Origin of the sequence: uncultured Salinicola sp. (genome assembly GCF_937921195.1) — a bacterium.
GTDB lineage: Bacteria > Pseudomonadota > Gammaproteobacteria > Pseudomonadales > Halomonadaceae > Salinicola.
In genome coordinates this window covers 1-20,040 of sequence record NZ_CALFQK010000169.1, presented here as the reverse complement: position 1 = coordinate 20,040, position 20,040 = coordinate 1, and the positions used below count along the sequence as shown (strand labels likewise).

Below are 20,040 nucleotides of genomic sequence, written 5' to 3'. Positions count from 1 at the left end.
TGTCGAGGGTCAGCAGCCGCTGGGACTGCGACAGGTCGATGTCGAAGGTGTCGAGAAGGTCGTTGAGCATGTTCTCTTCCTGATGACGGGACTCAGGTTTTCGTGTGGCCTGGGCAACCGGCTAGCGATGACCCTACATGATGCCATTCGGTAGGATAACGCGGTATCTACCGAATGTTTGTAAGAGAATTGCCATTGATGGCTAAGATTTTTGATGAAGTGACGGCTCTTTCGCTGAATGCCTGAGCCACTCAATCAGACCGAGTCCCATCGATCAGCACCGCCAAGGGCCGGCTGGCGGCGGCCATGCTGCTCGATCTCGAACCCCGCCGCTCACGCATGCTCGGGACGAAGCTTCTGATCGGTGACAGCGCGCCCTGACGCCCTCGATGCCGGTGGCGCGCCACCGTTCACGGGTCGGGATATTACGACCATGGGCCCAGAGAGCCTGCCAGCACCGGCGTGTTAATCTACTTCGAAAGTTACCGGTAACCACCGGACACAAGAATCGATTCCGGGGATTGTCATGCCACGTCGTTCCTCTGGGCGGGTGACGCTTCAACACATCGCCGACCGTGTCGGCGTCACCAAGATCACGGTGTCACGGGCCCTGCGGGAGCCCCATCGGGTTTCAGCCGCCTTGCGATTGCGCATCGAATCCGCCATCGACGAGCTCGGCTACATTCCCAATCACTCCGCCGGCGCCCTGGCCAGCGGTCGGTCGCATAGCGTTGCCCTGTTGATTCCGTCGCTCTCCAACTCGGTGTTCTCGGAAATCCAGCGGGGGGTCCAGGAGGGACTGAGTGAAGCGGGTTATCAGGTACTGATCGGTCATACCGGCTATTCGATCCTGGAAGAGGAACGCCTGATCGACACCTACTTGAGCTACGGCGTCGAGGCGCTGATTCTGCCCGGCACCCGCCACACCGATCATGCCTGTCGCCTGCTGGCGCGAGCCCGGGTGCCGGTGGTCGAGACGCTGGAGCTCACCGAGACGCCGCTGGACATCAACGTCGGGCTGGACCAGCACGAAGCCGGCGTGGCGATGACGCAGGCGTTTCTCGAGCGGGGCTATCGACGAGTCGGCTTTCTCGGCGCGCGCATGGATCACCGCGCGCAACTGCGCATGGCGGGATGGGAGACGGCGATGCGGCAGGCGGGGCTATCGGCCCAGCGCTGCCTGACCACGCCCCACCCCTCCTCCTATCGCCTGGGCGGAGAGATGCTGGGCTCGATGCTGGAGCGCTGGCCGGAGCTGGAGGCTGTGTTCTGCGGCAACGACGACCTCGCCGCCGGGGCGCTGTTCGAGTGCCAGCGGCGCCGGCTCGAGGTGCCCGGTGCTCTGGCACTGGCCGGTTTCAACGGTCTCGACATCACCGAGGCGACCGCTCCGCCACTGGCAACGGTGGTGACACCCCGGCGGCGTATCGGGGATGTCATCGCCTCACGCCTGCTGGCTCGCCTTCAGGGCGCCCCACTGCGACCCTCCAGCGAAAACCTGGGGTTCCAGATTCGCGTTGGAGGGAGCCTCTGAACGGCGCCCCGCCTGCGCGCGCTCGCCTCCGAAGCGGGCGGTTATCTCAGCGTCCGGCGGCGAGAAAGCGCTTCTCGAGTTTCAGTACCGCTTCGTTGACCACCTGCTCGAGCGTGCCGGCGATGTCGACGGTGACCGCCTCGTCCTCGCCGGGCGCCTCGAGCGTGGCCAGTTGGCTGTCGAGCATCGCCTCCCCCTTGAAGAAGTGCTCCCGACGCGCCTGGATGCGCTGCAGCAGCAGTTCGCGGCTGCCGGCAAGATGCACGAAGGTGAGTGCGCCATCGCCTTGGCGCAACGTATCGCGGTAGCGCTTCTTGAGGGCGGAGCAGCCGATGACCAGCGTCTCGTCCCTGGCCCTGGCCTCGGCCAGAAACTCCGCCAGTCGCTGCAGCCAGCCGGCCCGGTCGTCGTCGTCGAGGGGTTCGCCGCGTGACATCTTGGCGACGCTCTCCGGCGAGTGGTAGTCGTCTCCATCGAGGAAGCGCCCTCCCAGTGCGGTTGCCAGCCGCTGCCCGACCTCGGTCTTGCCGCAGCTGGATACGCCCATTACGACGATGCGCTGACTCATCTTTGCGTCCATGACGTTGCCTTCCGATTGGTACCAGCAGGATTGCTACGTAGATAGTGACTACATCGGTAATCGATACGTGTGTGACTGGTACGGATGTGATTGGTGCCGTGTGGTCTCGCCGGCCTGCTACTGGCCTAGCCCGATTGGATCGATGTTGTCTCTACGCCTTTAGGCGCATTGTTGAGATCGATCTGTTACCGGTAACATCCATTCTCGCCAACTCCACCGCGAAGCACAACGCCACCATTGGCGTATATCCGGCCTCCGGCGCCGCGTGCTCTCACCAAGGAATGTCGTCGACATGGATAGCCCCACCTCTCTGATACTCGCCGCACTGGGCAGCATCATCGTGCTGCTCTATCTGGTCATGAAGCTGCGCCTGCACGCCTTTGTCGCACTGCTCGTCGTCAGTGGCCTGGTCGGGCTGGCGACCGGCATGAACGTCGACCAACTGCTGGACACGGTCGAGAAAGGCATGGGCGGCACGCTGGGCTTCGTCGCCACCGTGGTCGGCCTGGGCGCCATGTTCGGCAAGATGCTGGAGGTCTCCGGCGGCGTCGATCGCCTGGCCAGCACGCTGCTCGACAAGTTCGGCGAGAACCGCTCGCAGTGGGCGATGGGCGTCACCGGTTTCCTGGTGGCGATTCCGGTATTCCTGGACGTCGCCTTCATCATCCTGGTGCCGCTGATCTATGCCCTGACACGCCGCACCGGCCGCTCGCTGCTCTACTACGGCATTCCGCTGCTGGCGGGACTTGCCGTGACCCACTCGTTCATCCCACCGACACCGGGGCCGATCGCCGTCGCCAAACTGATCGGCGCCGACCTTGGCTACGTGATCCTGTTCGGCGCGATCTGCGGGCTGCCGGCCATGATCATCGCCGGCCCGCTGTTCGGCCGCTGGATCGCCAAGCGTATCGACGCCCAGATTCCGGATTACATGGAGCTGCCGAAGAACGATCTCGATACCGCCGGCCTGCCCAGCTTCAAGCTGATCCTGTCGATCATCCTGCTGCCGCTGGCCCTGATCGTCCTCAACACTGTCTCCGGCGTGATCCTGCCGGCGGACAGCCCGGTGCTGGCCGCACTGACCTTCCTCGGTCACCCGTTCGTGGCGTTGACCCTGGCCACGCTGCTCGCCTTCACGCTGCTGGGGACGCGCCGCGGCATGAAGCGGGAGCAGGTGATGGAAGTCGCCACCAAGGCGCTGGAACCGGCCGGCATCATCATTCTGGTCACCGGTGCTGGCGGCGTGTTCAAGCAGGTGTTGATCGATTCCGGCGTGGGCGAAGTGATGGGCAACATCATGGCCGAAAGCGCCCTGCCGCCGATCCTGCTGGCGTTTTTGATCTCCACCGCGGTCCGTGTGATCCAGGGCTCGGCCACCGTCGCGATGATCACCGCCGCCGGCCTGATGGCCCCGGTGATCACCACGCTCAATCTCGACGGCCCGGTGCTCGGCCTGCTGGTCATCGCGATCGCTTCCGGCGCCACGGTGCTGAGCCACGTCAACGACTCCGGCTTCTGGCTGGTCAACCGCTACTTCGGTCTGACCGAGGCGCAGACGCTCAAGAGCTGGACGGTGATGGAGACGATCATCGGCCTGACGGGGCTGGTGATGGCGCTGATCGTCGGCCTGTTCGTCTGACCCGCGACTCGGCCATGAAACGCATGACGCCCGCTGCGGGGTTCCCGCAGCGGGCGTCCTGGTCTCCAGCACCGTCGACCGACACGTCGAAGGCTCGCTAGCGGCGCGTGTCCAGCGCTTCCCGCACCGTCGCTTGCCGACGCCGGGAGAGCTCCTTGCCCAGCGCCGGTCCACGAAACCCCTCGTCGAGCAGCGCTTTGGGCAGGATCTGGGAGGCCAGCCGCCAGGCCAGCGCCAGATCGTCCGCCAGTTCGCCATCGTCGTGGGCGATCAGGGCCAGCAGCGGCGTGACGCGCTCGGGCCGTCGCCAGGCGTCGATCCCGTCCAGCCAGGCCATGATCGCGCCGGCACGATCTTCGGCGTCACCGGGCCGCAGATCATCGATGCGGAGACGCAACCGGCGGGACAGGGCCGCCAGCCGCATGGCATCCCGAAAGGCGTTGGGCGCCTTGACGGCATCGTTGAGCCGCGCTTGCTCATCGTCCTCGAGGTGCTCGCCGAGCCGCGCCCAGCGCCATAGCGCCACGCTGTGGGACGCGGATTCGTCGGGGACGGGCGCGAGTCGCGCCAACACCTCGGGTAGCGATGGCGTCGCCAGCGACGGCATCAGCACCGCCAACGCCCCGCAGGTCTCCAGCGTCTGGAAATAGGCGGAAGGGTCGGCTTCGCCCAGCGCCTTGTGCGTCTCCGTCCACACCCGCTCGGCGACCAGGTACTGCATTTCGCCGCTCTCGGTGAGCTGGCGCATCAGCGCCATCGTCTCCGCGACGATGGTGAAACCGAGCTTGCGGTAACGCGCCAGGAAACGCGCCGCGCGCAACACCCGCAACGGATCCTCGACGAAGGCGGCCGAGACATGCCGGAGCCTCCTGGCCGCAAGATCGGCGGCACCGCCATAGGGGTCGACCAGTTCGCCGTCCGGGGTCTCGGCCATGGCATTGATGGTGAAATCCCGCCGCGCCAGATCGGCTTCCAGCGTCACGTCGGGGCTGGCGTGGACCTCGAACCCGGTGTAGCCGTGCCCCTGCTTGCGCTCGGTGCGCGCCAGCGCGTACTCCTCGTGGGTATCGGGGTGCAGGAAGACGGGGAAGTCGCGACCGACGGACTTGAAGCCGCGCAGGCGCATCGCTTCCGGCGTGGCGCCGACCACCACCCAGTCGCGATCGCCCACCGGCCAGCCCAGGCGGGCGTCGCGCACGGCGCCGCCCACCAGGTAGACCTCCAGTCCGTCGAGACGGGGATCGGGGGGCATGCTCAAGGCTCGCCGCCGTTATCGTTCGACATGTTCGGGCCGCCGATGCGCCCAGTCCACGAACCCGCCGTCCAGGCTGTAGACCTCGTCGAAGCCCTGCCCGGCAAGCCAGGAGGCGGCTTGTTGACTGGAGTGCCCGTGATAGCAGACCACCACCACGGGCGTGTCGCTGGGCGTCTTGTCCACCAGCTCCGCCACCGTGGTGTTGTCGAGATGCCGGCTGCCGGGAATATGGCCCTGGGCGAAACTCATGGGATCGCGAATGTCGACGAGCTTGAGCGAGCGTCCTTCGCTCAGCCACTGCGCCAGCGTCGTCGGGTCGAGATGGGCGAAAGACTGGGTCATGAATCACTCCTGAGAAGCGTTGGCTGAGCGAACGGAAGCGGAACCACTCACCGGTCTGCCTACCTGGACGGCTCCGAGATCCGCTCGCCGCTGTCGAGATCGAGGGCGGTCAGTGAGCCTCCCCATACGCAGCCGGTATCCAGCGCTTGCGCATCGACCCTGGCCCCCGGGGTATGCCCCTCCAGCGCGGCCCAATGGCCGAACAGCAGCGTCAGGCCGTCGGCGCGGGGATAGGTGAACCAGGGGGCGTAACCCTCGGGCGCGCTGTCCAGCCCTTCCTTGGCGGCAAAATCCAGCGTGCCGTCAGCGGCGATGAAGCGCATGCGGGTGAACACGTTGACGATGGCCCGGATGCGATCCATGCCGGCCAGGTCGGGCTCGAAACGAGCCGGGCGATTGCCGTACATCACGTTCAGGAAAGCATCCACATCGTCTGACCGCAACACCGCTTCCGCCTCCGCCGCCAACTCGTTCGCCTGGGCGAGCGACCACTGCGGCGGCAGCCCGGCATGGGTCATCACGCAGCCGCGCTCGGCGTCGTCGACCAGCAGCGGCTGGTGCCGCAGCCATTCGAGCATTTCGTGCCGGTCCGGCGCCTCGAGAATGTCGCTCAGGGTATCGTTGCGCTTGAGCTTGCCATGGCCCCGCGCGACGGCCAGCAGGTGGAGGTCGTGGTTGCCAAGCACCACGCTGGCGGCGCCGTCCAGCGCGACGCTCCTGCGCAGGCAGCCAAGCGAATCGGGGCCACGATTGACCAGGTCGCCGACCAGCCACAGCCGGTCCCGGGAGGGCGAGAAGTCGAGCCGCTCGAGCAGGGCTTCGAATTCGGCGTAACAGCCCTGCAGGTCGCCGATTGCGTAGGTCGCCATGCGCTTCCTCGTGTTGGTGGTGCCGCCGCAGGCCGCGATTCGATGCCGGTGCGGCGGCGGACGTGAACGCCGATCGCTCGCCGCTCAGTGGACCTGATTGGGGCCCGCCAGACGAAACGGCGCGATGGCGACATCGAAGGTGGCCTGGCTGGACAGGTCGATACAGGTGTAACTGCCCTGCATGACACCGACGGGACATTCGATCACCGCACGACTGGTATAGCGAAAGCTGTGCCCGGCAGTGATCGTCGGCTGCTTGCCGACCACCCCGTTGCCGCGCACCTCCTGCACCTTGCCGTGGCCCTGGGTGATCTTCCAGTAACGCGACAGCAGCTGCACGCTGCGGTCGGAGTGATTGTGCACGGTCACCGTGTAGCTGAACACGAACCGGTTGTCGCCGGGCGACGATTCGTCCTCGCGAAACGCCGGCTCGATGTCGACGGTGACGGCGGGTGATCTCTCGCTCATGAACTCTCCTCCGTCGCGGAAGAACTCTCCGGCCGGTGGCCCGTGAGATGGTTGCTGATGGCGACCAGCTCCTCGACCCGCAGTGTCTGGGGACGGCGGCCGGGATCGATCCCCAGCGCCGCCAGCGCCTCCGCATCGATCATCCCCTTGAGATTGTTGCGCAGGGTCTTGCGCCGCTGGCCGAACGCCTCCCTCACCACGTCGGCAAAATGGGCCTCGTCCAGGGCCGGTGAAGGCGGCTCGGCATAGGGCGTCAGGCGAACGATCGCCGAGTCCACCTTGGGCTGCGGCACGAAGGCGCCGGGCGGCACCACGAACAGCGACTCGACCGCGCAGTGATACTGGGTCATCACCGACAGCCGCCCCCAATCGGGTCCGCCGGGCTCGGCGGCGAGGCGCTCGACGACCTCCTTCTGCAGCATGAAGTGCATGTCCAGGATGGCGCCGCGGGCCTTCAGCAGGTGGAAGATCAACGGCGTCGAGATGTTGTAGGGGAGATTGCCGATCACCCGCAGCGGGCGTCCATCCTGTCGGGACAGCTCGTGAAAATCGAACTTGAGCGCATCCCCCTCGTGAATCGTGAACTCGGGATAGTCGTAGAACTGTACCCGCAGGCCGGGAATCAGATCGCGATCCAGCTCGATCACCTCCAGCGCACCGGCAGCCTCGAGTATCGGCCCGGTCAGCGCGCCCTGGCCGGGGCCGATCTCGACCAGGCGATCGCCGCCACGCGGACCGATGGCCCGCACGATGCGCGAGATCACCCCGACGTCGCGGAGGAAGTTCTGGCCGAACCGTTTCCGGGCACGAGGCATCGGTGAACGATCGGAGGAGCGTGTAGCCATGAAAAAAGGATTCCTTCAGTGAGCGCGGGCGGTCATCTGCCGAGCCACCTGGAGTGCGACCCGGAGGCTCCCCACATCGGCCAGGCCGGTGCCGGCGAGATCCAGGGCGGTACCGTGATCGACAGAGGTGCGAACCATTCCCAGGCCCAGCGTGATATTGGCGGCCTGCCCGAATCCGGCGTACTTGAGCACCGGCAGGCCCTGATCGTGATACATCGCCAGCACGGCATCGGCGTGATCGAGATGACGGGGCGTGAACAGCGTGTCCGCCGGTAGAGGCCCCACCAGATCGAGGCCCTCGTCGCGCAGCCGATCCAGCGCCGGCGTGATGACTTCGATCTCCTCGCGCCCCAGGTGCCCGTCCTCCCCGGCGTGGGGGTTGAGCCCGCAGACGAGGATCCGGGGCGAGGCGATGGCGAAGCGCCGGTTCAGCTCTGCCGCCAGGATCCGGATGACGCGCATCAGGCCTGCTTCGGTGATCGCCTCGGCCACCCGGGAGAGCGGCAGGTGGGTGGTCGCCAGCGCTACCCGCAGTGGCCTGGAAGTGCGTTCGGTGGAGAGCATCATCACCACCTCCTCGACACCGCAGGCGTCGCGAAGATACTCGGTATGGCCGGTGAAGCCGGGATACCCGCCCTCGATGATCGCGCCCTTGTGCAGCGGCGCCGTCACCATGGCGTCGGCCGTTCCCCGCCTACAGGCCTCGATGGCCACGTCCAGCGTCTTCAGTACGTAGCCGGCGTTGGCGGGGTCCAGCCGGCCAGGCATCGAGGGCTTCGCCAGCGGTACCGGCCAGACCGGCAGCCGGCCGGCGGTGGGCGCAGGCAGCCTCGCTCCCGGATCGATGATGTCCAGCTCGACCGGCCAGCCCAGCACCCGGGCACGCTCGGCCAGCAGCGCCGGGTCCCCCACGGCAACCACCGTCGCCGCCAGTTGCTGCCAGTCCCGGGCCGCCGCAAGCGCCAGCTCGGGGCCGATGCCGGCCGGTTCGCCGGTGGTCAGTGCCAATACCGGCGAGGCCATCAGCCGTTGTCGAGACGATTGTCGATGTAGGCGCTGGCGCGAATTTCCTGTGTCCAGGCTTCCAGCTCGTCATTGACCTTGCGCTGGAAGATCGCCTGGCTCGCCTGCTCCCGGGTCATCTTTGCGCTGTCGCCACCACGGGTGTCGATCAGCTTGACCAGGTGAAACCCGCTGGGGCTGCGAATCGGCTCGCTGACTTCCCCCTTGGACAGCTCCGGGATCACGTCGGCGAAGATGGTGGGAATCTGTGCCGCCTGGCGCCAACCGAGATCGCCCCCCTGCAGCGCCTGCGCATCATCGGACTCGGCCACGGCCAGCTGCTGGAAGTCAGCGCCACCCTGCAGTTGCTGATAGAGCTTCTGCGCCTCGTCCTGTGCCTGGGTGACCTGATCCGGCGTCGGTGACTGCGGCACGGCAATCAGAATCTGGGCGAGGTGGTAGGCGACATTGCTGTTCTCGCCACGCTGCGCCAGAAAACGATCGACTTCACGATCGGACACCGTGACTCTGCTGGCGACCCGGTCCTGCTGCACCTGTCGAATCAGCAGCTCACGACGCACCTGTTCACGCACTCCCGCCAGGGTCTGGCCCTGCTGCTCCAGCGTGTTCGCGAACTCGTCCAGACTCATGCCGTTGTTCTGGGCGATGCCGCGCATGGTGCTGTTGAGCTGGGTCTCGTCGATGCTCAGCTTGGCATCCTCGGCCATCTGCAACTCGATCTGCTCGGTGATCATGCGGTCCAGCACCTGACGCTCCAGCGCCCGCTCCGGCGGCATCTGGATGTTGTTGGCCTGGAGCTGGTCGCGCGCCTGGGCGACCCGCTGTTCGAGCTGGCTTTGCATGATGGCATCGTCGTTGACCACGGCGACGATACGATCCAGCGGCACCACCTCCGCCATCGCCGACAATGGCGACAGCAGCATTACCAGCGCCAGGGGGATCCATACTCTAGGACGCATGCCTACCTCTCTTGCTTGATGGAAAGGCGAGCCGTTCGGGCTCGCCGTGAACATGGATTGATCGGAACAGCCGCTTCGTCAGAACTGCGTCGCTTCATAGCCCGGTACCGCGCGGGCAAAGTAGCTGTCGGCTTCCTGGCCGACGCCGCCCAGTCCCTTGAACACGAAGCGCAGGAACAGGCCTCGATCCGTGTAGTCGTCATTGATGGTGTTGGCGGTGTCGTTGTCTTCGACCCATTCTCGCCATACCACCTGGACCGCGCTGCAGCAGCTGTTGAACTGGACGCCGGCCAGCGTTTCCAGGTCGCGGCTGTTGGTGTTGTCGTAGAGATAACGGCCTATCAGGTCCAACGATGACGTGGCCTTGTAGGCGAACGACACGTCGAAATCCTCACGACTGTAGTTCAGGCGATCCTCTTCGTCTCCCGACGGATCGAACCCTTGGAGTTGCCATCGGTAGCCAAGGTTCACGACATGGCCAACCGGGCTCAGGTACTGGAGATAGGCCGACGCCTTTTCGGTCTTGGAGCGGTCCGGATCGTAGAACCACTCGTAACGCGAGCGCCACTGATCGTTGATACGCCAGTCGAGCTGGGTGATCACCGGCGAACGGTCGCGGGTGGCGCGATACCAGTCCTCGTAGTCGGTCTCCTTGTCCGGCAGCGTGTTCGGATCGCCCTCGATATCGATGTTGCGATCCGAGAAGTAGGCGCTCTGCCCCACGGAAAGCGCCAGACGCTCGCGCCCGGTGTCATCCTCGAGGAAGCGCGTCGAGGCGCCGTAGGAGAGTTTGTTGACGTCCCCCACCCGGTCGGCCCCCGTGAAGCGATAAGGCGACCAGAGCTGGCTCCACGAGATCGCCCGCTCATCGGTATCGAAATCGGGGAACTCCGACTGATCCCGCTCCGGCACGTAGGCGTAGTAGAGGCGCGGCTCGAAGGTCTGCTTCCACTCGCTGTCGAACAGCGTGACGTCGCGCTGGAAAATCAGGCCGGAGTCGACCGAGTAGACCGGTACCGTGCGCGACAGGCTCTCGTCCCGGTCGGTGTCGCGGTTGCCGTAGTCGAGCTCGTAATTGGTCTGCCACAGCTGGAAGCGCGGCTCCAGGAAGCCCCAACTGGGCTGCCCGCGCCACCCGATGGCCGGGGTCAGGTTGATGCGCGACCCGTTGGCCGCCTCGCGCAGGCGGATCTGGCGGGTATTCCCGGTCTCCTCGTCCTCCCAGAAACCGTCGCTGTCGACGCCATGCAGATCGCGCCAGAAGTATGTCGCGTTGGAGTTCCACTCCTGATAGAAACCGTTGTCCTGCCCCCAGCGTGCATTGGCGGTCAGGCTGGGCAGCTTGTAGAACGGCCGATCGTCCTCGTCGAGAGGATAATCCATGCGCTGGTAGCCCTGGGCCCGGGCATCGAGGTTCCAGGTCGTGCCCTGATAGCTCAGCCGCGCCAGACGCTCGAGGTACTCGGTATCCTGCTCACCGAAATCACGCCCGAAATCGTCGAAATAGCGCCCGTCGCTGGCGGCACCGTAACGCATGGCGTAATCCAGCCGGTCGCTGAAGTAGCCGTAGTGGCTGTAATCGACGTACCAGCGATCCTCGCCGTCGAAGGCATCGTTGGGATCGTTGGGGTTGTCGTTCTCGCCGCCATTGTCATTGGGCAGGTAGGCGCCCTCGATGGACCCCTGGTCGCTGCCGAACAGATACCGGAACTCGCCGCCCAGCATGAAGCCGTGGTCGGAGATGACCCGCGGGGTGATGGTCGCGTCGTAGTTGGGCGCCAGATTGAGGTAGTAGGGCTGGCTGTAGTCGAGACCGTCGCTGGAGATCCCCATCGTCGGCCACAGGAACCCGCTCTGGCGGCGATCGTCGATGGGAAAGCGTACCCACGGCCAGTAGAAGACCGGCACGTCTCCCATCTCGAGTCGCGCGTTGGAAGCGGTGCCGAAGCCCTGTTCGCGATCGATGGTGACGTCGCTGCCCACGATCCGCCACAGCCGGCTATCCGGGGCACAGGTGGTGAAGCTGGCCTCACGCATGCGATAGCGGCCGTCGTCGAGACGCTGCATCGACTGGGCATCCCCGCGCAGCCGTTGTTCATGGACGACGTAGTGGGCGTCGTCGATGCGCGCCGCGTCGCTGTCGAGCGAGACCTGGCCATCGTCACCGCGCACCAGCATCCCCGGATAGCGGATCGTCAGGGGACCGTCGGCGAAGGCCGTGTCCCGGGCAGCATTGACCCGCACCCGCGGCGACTCCAGTTGGCTTTCGCCGCGCCGCAGCACGACATTGCCCCCCAGAATGGTTTCGCCATCGTCGCCGTACTCGGCCGATCCCGAATTGGACAGCACCTCTTCGGGGGTCTTTCCCTCGGGCAGCAGGTAGCCCGGTTCGATATAGCGGCCACCGCAGAGCGCGCCAGCCGGTGCCTGGTCACCCCAGGGAGACCAATCCAGCTGGTCCGCCGGTAGGGGTGCGGGGGGCGCCGCCTGGGCCGTCGATGAAATCAGGCCGGTGAGGGCAGTCCAGACCAGTCGCTTGCCCATGTGTCCTCTGTGTCCTTGCCGAGTGAAGTCGGTATTATACAGACCTCGACGGGACTTGCCGCGAAGCCATTCCTTGTTGAACCGTCTGGGTGCCGCGCGGGCGTGCCGAGATTTCGGCGGGGGCCAAGCCGATTTGGCGATGGCGTCCGAACGCGACACATTGATCGCCGGCCGCCGGATGCTACGCTGTCGCGCTCGATGCACCGATGGACTCGCGCGGCGATTCCGGATTAGAGCCCAGCATGCGGTGCCATTTCCGGCCCGTCAACTCGCGGCAAGCGCTGTCGTCGGCAATGCGCCGGAACACCCTCTCATCATTACCGGAAGCCTGCATGACCTTGCGCCTGGATGCCCTTCGTCACTGGATCGCCGCCCAGCATCACCTGTCACCGGAAGCCTGCCGACTGGAAACGGTGGCCGGCGACGCCAGCCTGCGTGGCTATTGTCGCGTCATCTTCCCGGACGGTACGACACGGATCGTCATGGACGCACCGCCGGCGCTGGAGGACAGCCAGCCATTCGTGACCATCGGCCGCGAGTGGCGCGAGGCCGGCCTGCCGGTACCCCAACTGCACGCCATCGATCTCGAGTCGGGATTCATCGAACTCGACGATCTCGGCAACGACAGTCTTCACCATCACTTCGATACCGAATCCGGCGCACGCGAAGGGACTGCGCAGGCGCTGGCGCTGCTCGACCAGATCGAACGACTCGCGCCGGTCGCCTCGCTGCCAGGCTACGCCGCCGACTTTCTCGAAGAGGAGATGGACCGCTTCCCCGACTGGGGCCTGACCCGTTGGCTCGGTATCGAGACGCCACCGCAGTGGCCCGAGGTCAAGCGCCACCTGCTCGCCCACATCGCCGGGCTCCCCACCGTCGCCGTGCATCGCGATTTCGACGCCATGAACCTGATGATCCATCAGGAGCGTCTCTGGATCATCGACTTCCAGGGCGCACTGGCCGGGCCACTTGGCTACGATCTGATCTCCCTACTGCGGGGCCGCTATCACCACTGGTCACGCCAGGAGATGGACCTCTGGATCGAGGATTTTCGCCTGCGCAGTCTCGCCGCGAGGCGGATCGGCCCCGATATGGATGCCGGGGCGTTCCGGGCCGGTGTCGAGGCGATCGGTGCCCAGCGCCAGCTCAAGATTCTGGGTCAATTCTGTCGCCTCTGCCTGCGTGACGGCAAACCCCGCTATCTCGACTGGCTGCCCCATTTCTACGGGCATCTCGACGAGGGGCTGGCGGCACTGCCCGCGCTCGGCGATTTCCACCGCTGGCTGCGCGAAAGCTACCGCCCGGCCATGGAAGCACGCCTGGCCGAGCACCACGCCAACCTCGACCAGGGAGCCTCGCGATGAAAGCGATGATTCTCGCCGCCGGCCTCGGCACCCGCATGCGACCACTCACCGACCACTGCCCCAAGCCGCTGTTGCCGGTCGCCGGCAAGCCGCTGATCGTGCATCATCTCGAGCGTCTGGCGACAGCGGGAATCCGCGACATCGTGATCAACGTCAGCTATCGCGGCCAGCAGATCATCGACGCCCTCGGTGACGGCGAGCGCTACGGCGTCTCGCTCCAGTTCAGCGTCGAACGGACACCGCTGGAAACCGCGGGCGGATTGCGCCAGGCGCTGCCGCTGCTGGGCGAGGCGCCCTTCATCCTGCTCAACGGCGACATATGGACGGATTTTCCGCTCGAACGTCTCGCCCTCGCCGAGGGCGACCTCGCCTCGCTGGTGATGGTGGATACCACCGACTTCCACCGCCGAGGCGATTTCCATCTCGATTCACAGGGTCGGCTGCACGCCGAAGGCGAACCGCGGCTGATCTACGCCGGTCTCGGCGTCGTGCATCCCGAGCTGATCGCCGATCTGCCGGCCGGGGAGTCGGTCAAGCTGGCCCCGCTGCTGATCGATGCGATGCGGGCGGGCCGCGTCGGCGGCTGGCACCATCGCGGGGACTGGGTCGATGTCGGCACGCCGCAGCGTCTGGCCGAGCTGGAAGCGCGACTCGGGCAGACATGACGAATCCGGACGCCACCCGCCGTTGCCGGGAGTGTTATCCTGCCGCCATCGTCCCACGAGTGATTCGATACGCCTTTCAACACGAATCCCCAGTTAAGGAATCCTTGCCATGAAAGCCACAGTCAAATGGACCGACGGTCGCCAGTTCGTCACCGAATCCGGCAGCGGCCACAGCGTCGTCATCGACGGCAACCCGGATCACGGCGGACGCAACACCGGGCCTCGCCCCATGGAGATGGTGCTGATGGGACTGGGCGGCTGCACTTCGTTCGACGTGATCCAGATCCTCGAGAAGGCCCGCGCCGAGGTCACCGACTGCGTCGCCACGCTGGAAGCCGAACGCTTCGACGGCACCCCCAGCGTCTTCACCAAGATCCACGTTCACTTCGTCGTCACCGGCAAGGGGCTGAAGGACGCCGTGGTCAAGCGCGCCGTCGACCTCTCCGCCGAGAAGTACTGCAGTGCCTCGCTGATGCTGAGCAAAGGCGGGGTGGAGATCACCCACGACTACGAAATCGTCGAGGCGTAGGCCGCGAGCCGCGACAACCAAGATAAGCTCCCCCATAACGAACGACGCCAGCGACTGCGGTCGCTGGCTTTCTTCGTAGCCCGTAGCCCGTGGCCCGTGGCTTGTAGTCCGTGACTCAGATCCGATAGACGCTCTTGGTCATCACCTTCGACATCAGCCGCATGCCCCACTTCACCGGCAGCGGGAAGCGCTGGCCGCCGGACTCCAGCGCCCAGCGTTCGTGCTGCGCTTCGTCGATACGCATCTGCTCGAGCACCGCGCGCGAGCGCTTGTCGTCGATCGGCAGCTTGCGTAGATGGGCCTCGAGATGCCGCCCCACCTGCTCTTCCGTGGCAGCGACGAACCCGAGGCTGACCCGATCGCCGATCGCCCCGGCCACCGCGCCCAACCCGAACGAAGCCACGTAGAACGCCGGATTGAGATAGCTGGTACGGCTGTCGAGCTCCTGTAGACGCTGATCGCACCAGGCCAGATGATCGATCTCCTCCGCTGCCGCCTCTTCCATGCGCTCGCGGGTTTCGGTCAGCTTGGCCGTCAGCCCCTGGCCCTGGTAGAGCGCCTGGGCGCACACTTCACCGGTGTGATTGATCCGCATCAGCCCCGCCACGTGACGGCGCTGCTCGTCGTCGAGCGCGCCCTCCGGCTGGACGTTGGCCGGCGACGGCCGACTCGGCTGGGCCGCCTTGGGCACCAGCGTGCGCAGCACCGTATCGAACTGATGGATCAGATTGTCGGCACGGGAAATCTTGCGAGTCATCGGAACCTCCTTGTTGAAGCCGCATGAGCGAGCGGGAAGACTGTCAACCCGGTGGCCACTGCATGCGCCGCCCGCCCAGCAAGTGCATGTGGATATGATAGACCGACTGCCCGCCCGCTTCGTTGCAGTTCATCACCACGCGATAGCCCTCCTCGGCGAACCCGAGCTCCTTGGCCAGCTTGGCCGCGGTGTACTGCAGCCGCCCGATCAGCGCCAGATCCCCCTCCTCGATGTCGTTGAGGGTGGCAATCGGTTTCTTGGGAATGATCAGGATGTGCGTGGGCGCCTTCGGATCGATGTCGTTGAAGGCGAGCACCTCGTCATCCTCGTAGACGATATCCGCCAGTATCTCGCGGTCGATGATCTTGCTGAAGAGAGTCGGCTCCATGAGAACTCCTGATGTCGGAATAAGGTATCGGTCGGCGACCAGGCTCAACGAAAACGGCGCTGGGCCAGCAGCTGACGCACCTGGGGTGCGAGGATCAGGTCCATCGCCAGCGACAGGCGCGCCCCTGGGACGACCAGCGTGTTGGGTCGGCTCATGAAGGCATCATGAATCATGGTGACCAGGTAGGGGAAGTCGACGGCCGCCGGATCCCGGAACCGAATGACCACGAACGATTCGCCATCGTTGGGCACGTCCTGCAGCTCGAACGGGTTCGAGGTATCGACCGTCGGCACGCGCTGGAAATTGATGTGCGTGCGCGACAGCTGGGGCTGGATGTAGCGCACGTAGTCGTGCATGCGCCCGAGGATGGTGTCGATGACCGCCTCCTGGGAGTAGCCGCGCAGCTTGGTATCGCGATCGATCTTCTGCAGCCACTCCAGGTTGATCGTCGGTGCCACGCCGATCAGCATGTCGACGTGTCTGGCGATATCGACCTCATGGGTCACCAGCCCCCCGTGCAGCCCCTCGTAGAGCATCAGATCCGTGCCGCTGGGAATCGGCTGCCAGTCGGTGAAGGTACCGACCTGCCAGCCCGCCTCGATCATGCGCTTGTCCTCGGCATGGATATAGTGGCGGTAGGTGCCCTTGCCGCTTTCGCCGTACTCCTGGAACAGCGCATCGAGCCGGTCGAGCAGGTTGGCATTGACCGAAAAGTGGGAGAGTTCCGCCTTGCGCTCCGGCTCGACTTGAAGAATCTGCGCCAATTCCGCCCGCGAATAACGGTGAAAGGCGTCGCCGTCGATGAACGCGGCGTGCACGTCCTCGCGGGCGAACATGCGCTCGAAGGTGCGCTTGACCGTGGTGGTGCCCGCGCCGGAAGAGCCCGTCACCGCTATGATCGGGAATTCACGCGACATGCAGTACCTCTTCATTCAGCAAGCTCGACCGGCTGGCGCGGGCGCCCACCACGATGCCGCGGCAGCTCGAGCGTTCGAGTCGCTTTCCGATCGTCGATCGATGCCTCACTTGCTGCATGGCGGATTTTCCTTGTTGCTAAAGCGACCGGTTTTTCACGACGACTGACGCTCTCGGGCGATGGCGCGATGAGCGATATCGCGCCGGTACTCGGCGCCGGGCCAGCGCACCACGTCGAGACCGGCATACGCCCGTGCCGCCGCGGCGCCGACCGTCTCGCCGAGAGCGGTAACACATAGCACGCGGCCACCGCTGGTGACGACGCGACCATCGTCGCTCATGCGGGTACCGGCGTGGAAGACCTTGCAGCCGGCCGCGTCCGCTGCCTCGAGCCCAGTGATCTCGTCACCCTTGCGATAGCTGCCGGGATAGCCTTCCGCCGCCAGCACCACGCCGACGGCGGCACGCGAATCCCACTCGCACTCGACCTGGTCGAGCTTGCCCTCGAGCGCCGCCTGGCACAGCGCCACCAGATCGCCTTTCAGGCGCATCAGGATCGGCTGGGTTTCCGGATCGCCGAAGCGGCAGTTGTACTCGATCACCCTGGGAGCGCCATCGGCGTCGATCATCAGCCCGGCGTAGAGAAAGCCGGTGTAGGGATGCCCTTCGGCGGCCATGCCACGGACCGTGGGCAGGATCACCTCGTCCATGATGCGCTGATAGACGCTTTCAGTGACCACGGGGGCCGGCGAATAGGCCCCCATGCCGCCGGTGTTGGGGCCGGTGTCGCCATCGCCTGCCCGCTTGTGGTCCTGACTGGTGGCCATCGGCAGCACGTGCTCGCCGTCGACCATGACGATGAAGCTCGCCTCCTCGCCGTCGAGAAACTCCTCGATCACCACCCGCGCGCCGGCGTCGCCGAAGGCGTTGTCCTCGAGCATGTCGCGAATCGCCGCCTCGGCTTCGGCTTCGGTCATCGCCACCACCACGCCCTTTCCCGCTGCCAGCCCGTCGGCCTTGATCACGATCGGCGCCCCCATCTTCCCGAGATAGGCCAGCGCCGGCGCGACGTCGCTGAAAGTCTGATAGTCGGCGGACGGAATCGAATGGCGCGCCAGGAAATCCTTGGTGAACGCCTTGGAGCCCTCGAGCTGGGCGGCAGCTTCGCTCGGACCGAAGATCGCCAGACCCACGGCCTGGAACGCATCGACGACCCCGGCGACGAGCGGGGCTTCCGGACCGACGATCGTCAGGTCGACGGCGTTATCGCGGGCGAAGGCGATCAGCGCCTCGCTCTCCATGACATCGATGGCAACGTTGGTCAGACCCGGCTCCCGCGCGGTGCCGGCATTGCCCGGCGCCACGAAAACCGTCTCGACCCGCGGCGATTGTGCCGCTTTCCATGCCAGCGCATGTTCGCGCCCGCCCCCGCCAATGATCAGAACCTTCATCGCTAGCCTTCTTCTGAAGCTGTGACTGAGTGAATGGGACATTATGTCAGAAAGGCATCCCGCTCGCCGCTGTACTCCATCGATGCCAATCCTGTGCATCGCTATGGCATTCCCTATCCATGACCGCCCACGTTCACGCGCGGCTAGGTTCGCGCGCAGCGCTCAGGCAGAATGACTACCCTGCCAGCTCCCCGACACCGTGTTGAATTGTTACCTCATGAACCTGATCCTGCTAGAGCCCGACGAGTGGCTGGACGACTCCCACGCCGCCATTCGTGACCCGCGCCGCCTGCGCCACCTCGTCGATGTCCACCGCGCGACCCCCGGTGACAGCCTGACGGTGGGTGCCCTGGATGGCTTGATGGGCCGCGGGGAGCTGCTCGCGCTGAGCGACACCGAGGCGCGGTTCCGGATCACCCTCGACCGCGAGCCGCCGGCGCCACTGCCGGTGCACCTGCTGCTGGCGCTGCCCCGCCCGCGGATGCTGGCGAGGACGCTGGAGCACGTCTCGGCGCTGGGGGTCAAACGCGTGACCCTGATGCATACCCGACGCGTCGAGAAGAGCTACTGGCAATCCCCCGAACTGAAGCCGGAGAAGATCCGCCAGCATCTGCTGCTCGGGCTGGAGCAGGCACGCGACACCCGGCTGCCGGAGATCACGCTGGAGACCCGTTTCAAACCGTTCGTGGAAGATCGACTGCCGACCCTTCTCGAGGGCCAGCGTGGCCTGCTGGCGCACCCTGGACTTGCCCAGGCCTGCCCCCGCGCCATCACCGAGCCGACGCTGCTGGCGATCGGCCCGGAGGGCGGTTTCGTCGACTACGAGGTCGAAAGGTTCCTCGAACTGGGCTTCGAGGGGATTCATCTGGGAGAGCGCATTCTGCGCGTGGAAACCGCCGTCACCGCGCTGCTCGCGCGGCTATTCTGACGCCACCGCCCTATCGACTCGACGGCAGTCGTACCGGCGGCGGTGACCGAGAACTGATGCGCCGCCTCATCGCCGACGACAATGGGGAGGTGGCGAGCGGCATCAACCCGCCGAGGCCTGAACCATCGATGGGTGTCGGCTCAGCCAGCTCGCGGGATCGCGAATCAGCTCGATGCCGAGAAACCGCGCCGCGGTGACGCCGAGATTATCGAGCAGGCGAGCGCTCTCCTCGTCCAGCGCCGGGAAGGAGACGCCACCACGCGAGTCGTGCAACCAGCACAGCACGGGGGTCCGCCCGGGACCGACGGGAAACGCCAGCTTGAGCCGTCGGTAGAGATCCGCCACGTCGAGCCGTGCCGTATCCACCCACAACAGCCACCCGGCCAGAGGCGGTCCCACCTCTTGCTCCCCCACCGCCAGCCAGGTTCTGCCTTCCAGGACGGGCAGCGTGGCCAGCGCCCGCCTCAGCGCCTCGCCCTCCGGCTCGCCGACCACTCGCAGGGAGAGCGCGCCGGGGCTCAGCCGGGCGCGCAGGCCGGCCGCCTGGTCGCTCACGCCGCCACGGCCACGTCGGCAGACGTGACCATTCCCGCCCTCGCCAGCGCGGCGTGAGCGCTCAGCGTATCCATGAGCGCCTCAAGCAGGGCCTTGGGACGACGTCCGCAACGACGCTGGGCGATGCCCGACAAGCTGGCCCGCACGTCCATCGCCCAGGCCTGCTCCTCTTCGCTCAGACGTAGCGCCAGCGCTGCCAGCATCGCGGCCAGGTGCCAGCGCTGCTCGCCGTCGTGGGTCGCCAGGCCGCGATCTATCAGAATCCGGTCCGCCTGCCGCGTCATGCCGGGCAGGGCATCGCCGGCAAACGCCGATGGCAGGCGCGAGGCGGCATCGAAGCCGGCTTGTGCGGTGCCGAGCCAGTAGCGGCTCGCCAATCGGCGGCCGTCGTCGCGGTCGCGAACTTCTCCATGCTAGGCGACGACCGGCA

The 20,040-nt window shown here is 65.9% G+C and carries 22 protein-coding genes; 6 read left to right on the top strand and 16 right to left on the bottom strand.

Annotated elements, in window-relative coordinates; translation table 11 throughout:
- Positions 1 to 526 precede the first annotated feature (526 nt).
- Positions 527 to 1,534, top strand: a complete 1,008-nt coding sequence (locus tag Q0602_RS20490; RefSeq protein WP_298847541.1) for a LacI family DNA-binding transcriptional regulator — start codon at positions 527 to 529, stop codon at positions 1,532 to 1,534.
- Positions 1,535 to 1,580: 46 nt separating this feature from the next.
- Here the strand turns inward: Q0602_RS20490 and Q0602_RS20485 are convergent, their stop codons facing one another.
- Positions 1,581 to 2,102: a gluconokinase gene (locus Q0602_RS20485; RefSeq protein WP_295040811.1), complete on the bottom strand. Its 522-nt coding sequence runs from the start codon at positions 2,100 to 2,102 to the stop codon at positions 1,581 to 1,583.
- Between the two features lie 304 nt (positions 2,103 to 2,406).
- Here Q0602_RS20485 and Q0602_RS20480 point away from each other — a divergent pair, with 304 nt between their 5' ends.
- Positions 2,407 to 3,753: a gluconate:H+ symporter gene (locus tag Q0602_RS20480; RefSeq protein WP_295040813.1), complete on the top strand. Its 1,347-nt coding sequence runs from the start codon at positions 2,407 to 2,409 to the stop codon at positions 3,751 to 3,753.
- 97 nt (positions 3,754 to 3,850) lie between these two features.
- Here the strand turns inward: Q0602_RS20480 and Q0602_RS20475 are convergent, their stop codons facing one another.
- The 8 genes from Q0602_RS20475 to Q0602_RS20440 form a co-directional block, all read right to left on the bottom strand.
- Positions 3,851 to 5,005, bottom strand: a complete 1,155-nt coding sequence (locus tag Q0602_RS20475; protein WP_298847536.1) for a polynucleotide adenylyltransferase — start codon at positions 5,003 to 5,005, stop codon at positions 3,851 to 3,853.
- A gap of 18 nt (positions 5,006 to 5,023) precedes the next feature.
- Complete coding sequence (gene glpE / locus Q0602_RS20470) at positions 5,024 to 5,350, bottom strand: thiosulfate sulfurtransferase GlpE (protein ID WP_149436533.1); 327 nt, start codon at positions 5,348 to 5,350, stop codon at positions 5,024 to 5,026.
- Between the two features lie 59 nt (positions 5,351 to 5,409).
- The gene (locus Q0602_RS20465; protein ID WP_298847533.1) at positions 5,410 to 6,219 is read right to left on the bottom strand and encodes a symmetrical bis(5'-nucleosyl)-tetraphosphatase; all 810 of its coding nucleotides are present in this window, start codon (positions 6,217 to 6,219) and stop codon (positions 5,410 to 5,412) included.
- 84 nt (positions 6,220 to 6,303) lie between these two features.
- Positions 6,304 to 6,687 (bottom strand): Co2+/Mg2+ efflux protein ApaG, encoded by a 384-nt coding sequence (apaG, locus tag Q0602_RS20460; protein WP_295040821.1) that lies wholly within the window; start codon positions 6,685 to 6,687, stop codon positions 6,304 to 6,306.
- A complete protein-coding gene (rsmA, locus tag Q0602_RS20455; protein ID WP_295040823.1) occupies positions 6,684 to 7,532 on the bottom strand; it encodes a 16S rRNA (adenine(1518)-N(6)/adenine(1519)-N(6))-dimethyltransferase RsmA in 849 nt (282 codons plus the stop codon). Before rsmA ends, apaG begins: the two co-directional genes overlap by 4 nt.
- Before the next feature lie 15 nt (positions 7,533 to 7,547).
- On the bottom strand, positions 7,548 to 8,555 hold the full coding sequence (gene pdxA, locus Q0602_RS20450) for a 4-hydroxythreonine-4-phosphate dehydrogenase PdxA (RefSeq protein WP_298847530.1): 1,008 nt from the start codon (positions 8,553 to 8,555) through the stop codon (positions 7,548 to 7,550).
- On the bottom strand, positions 8,555 to 9,514 hold the full coding sequence (locus tag Q0602_RS20445) for a peptidylprolyl isomerase (protein WP_298847527.1): 960 nt from the start codon (positions 9,512 to 9,514) through the stop codon (positions 8,555 to 8,557). Before Q0602_RS20445 ends, pdxA begins: the two co-directional genes overlap by 1 nt.
- 78 nt (positions 9,515 to 9,592) lie before the next feature.
- Complete coding sequence (locus tag Q0602_RS20440; RefSeq protein ID WP_298847525.1) at positions 9,593 to 12,058, bottom strand: LPS assembly protein LptD; 2,466 nt, start codon at positions 12,056 to 12,058, stop codon at positions 9,593 to 9,595.
- Positions 12,059 to 12,390: 332 nt separating this feature from the next.
- Between Q0602_RS20440 and Q0602_RS20435 the strand changes: the two genes are divergently transcribed.
- From Q0602_RS20435 to Q0602_RS20425, 3 genes are all read left to right on the top strand, one after another.
- Complete coding sequence (locus Q0602_RS20435) at positions 12,391 to 13,422, top strand: phosphotransferase (protein WP_298847523.1); 1,032 nt, start codon at positions 12,391 to 12,393, stop codon at positions 13,420 to 13,422.
- Positions 13,419 to 14,087 carry an N-acetylmuramate alpha-1-phosphate uridylyltransferase MurU gene (murU, locus tag Q0602_RS20430; protein ID WP_298847521.1) on the top strand — a complete coding sequence of 223 codons (669 nt, stop codon included), beginning with the start codon at positions 13,419 to 13,421 and terminating at the stop codon, positions 14,085 to 14,087. The genes Q0602_RS20435 and murU overlap by 4 nt, the downstream gene beginning before the upstream one ends.
- A 109-nt stretch (positions 14,088 to 14,196) precedes the next feature.
- Positions 14,197 to 14,616, top strand: a complete 420-nt coding sequence (locus tag Q0602_RS20425) for an OsmC family protein (RefSeq protein WP_110602569.1) — start codon at positions 14,197 to 14,199, stop codon at positions 14,614 to 14,616.
- A gap of 115 nt (positions 14,617 to 14,731) precedes the next feature.
- Here the strand turns inward: Q0602_RS20425 and coq7 are convergent, their stop codons facing one another.
- The 5 genes from coq7 to purD are packed head-to-tail and all read right to left on the bottom strand — an operon-like array spanning position 14,732 to position 18,127.
- Complete coding sequence (gene coq7, locus Q0602_RS20420; protein ID WP_298847518.1) at positions 14,732 to 15,373, bottom strand: 2-polyprenyl-3-methyl-6-methoxy-1,4-benzoquinone monooxygenase; 642 nt, start codon at positions 15,371 to 15,373, stop codon at positions 14,732 to 14,734.
- A 43-nt stretch (positions 15,374 to 15,416) separates the two neighbouring features.
- On the bottom strand, positions 15,417 to 15,761 hold the full coding sequence (locus Q0602_RS20415) for a histidine triad nucleotide-binding protein (protein ID WP_298847515.1): 345 nt from the start codon (positions 15,759 to 15,761) through the stop codon (positions 15,417 to 15,419).
- A 44-nt stretch (positions 15,762 to 15,805) separates the two neighbouring features.
- Positions 15,806 to 16,678, bottom strand: coding sequence for a phosphoribulokinase (locus tag Q0602_RS20410; RefSeq protein WP_295036127.1), 873 nt, complete (start codon positions 16,676 to 16,678; stop codon positions 15,806 to 15,808).
- Positions 16,668 to 16,796 carry a hypothetical protein gene (locus Q0602_RS20405; RefSeq protein ID WP_298847513.1) on the bottom strand — a complete coding sequence of 43 codons (129 nt, stop codon included), beginning with the start codon at positions 16,794 to 16,796 and terminating at the stop codon, positions 16,668 to 16,670. The genes Q0602_RS20410 and Q0602_RS20405 overlap by 11 nt, the downstream gene beginning before the upstream one ends.
- A 35-nt stretch (positions 16,797 to 16,831) precedes the next feature.
- On the bottom strand, positions 16,832 to 18,127 hold the full coding sequence (gene purD / locus Q0602_RS20400; protein WP_298847511.1) for a phosphoribosylamine--glycine ligase: 1,296 nt from the start codon (positions 18,125 to 18,127) through the stop codon (positions 16,832 to 16,834).
- A 217-nt stretch (positions 18,128 to 18,344) separates the two neighbouring features.
- Here purD and Q0602_RS20395 point away from each other — a divergent pair, with 217 nt between their 5' ends.
- On the top strand, positions 18,345 to 19,055 hold the full coding sequence (locus Q0602_RS20395) for a 16S rRNA (uracil(1498)-N(3))-methyltransferase (protein WP_295036129.1): 711 nt from the start codon (positions 18,345 to 18,347) through the stop codon (positions 19,053 to 19,055).
- A 102-nt stretch (positions 19,056 to 19,157) separates the two neighbouring features.
- On the opposite strand, the gene Q0602_RS20390 is transcribed toward Q0602_RS20395, so the two are convergent.
- A complete protein-coding gene (locus Q0602_RS20390; protein WP_298847509.1) occupies positions 19,158 to 19,610 on the bottom strand; it encodes a hypothetical protein in 453 nt (150 codons plus the stop codon).
- Positions 19,607 to 19,987 carry a hypothetical protein gene (locus tag Q0602_RS20385; RefSeq protein ID WP_298847508.1) on the bottom strand — a complete coding sequence of 127 codons (381 nt, stop codon included), beginning with the start codon at positions 19,985 to 19,987 and terminating at the stop codon, positions 19,607 to 19,609. The genes Q0602_RS20390 and Q0602_RS20385 overlap by 4 nt, the downstream gene beginning before the upstream one ends.
- Between the last annotated feature and the right edge of the window lie 53 nt (positions 19,988 to 20,040).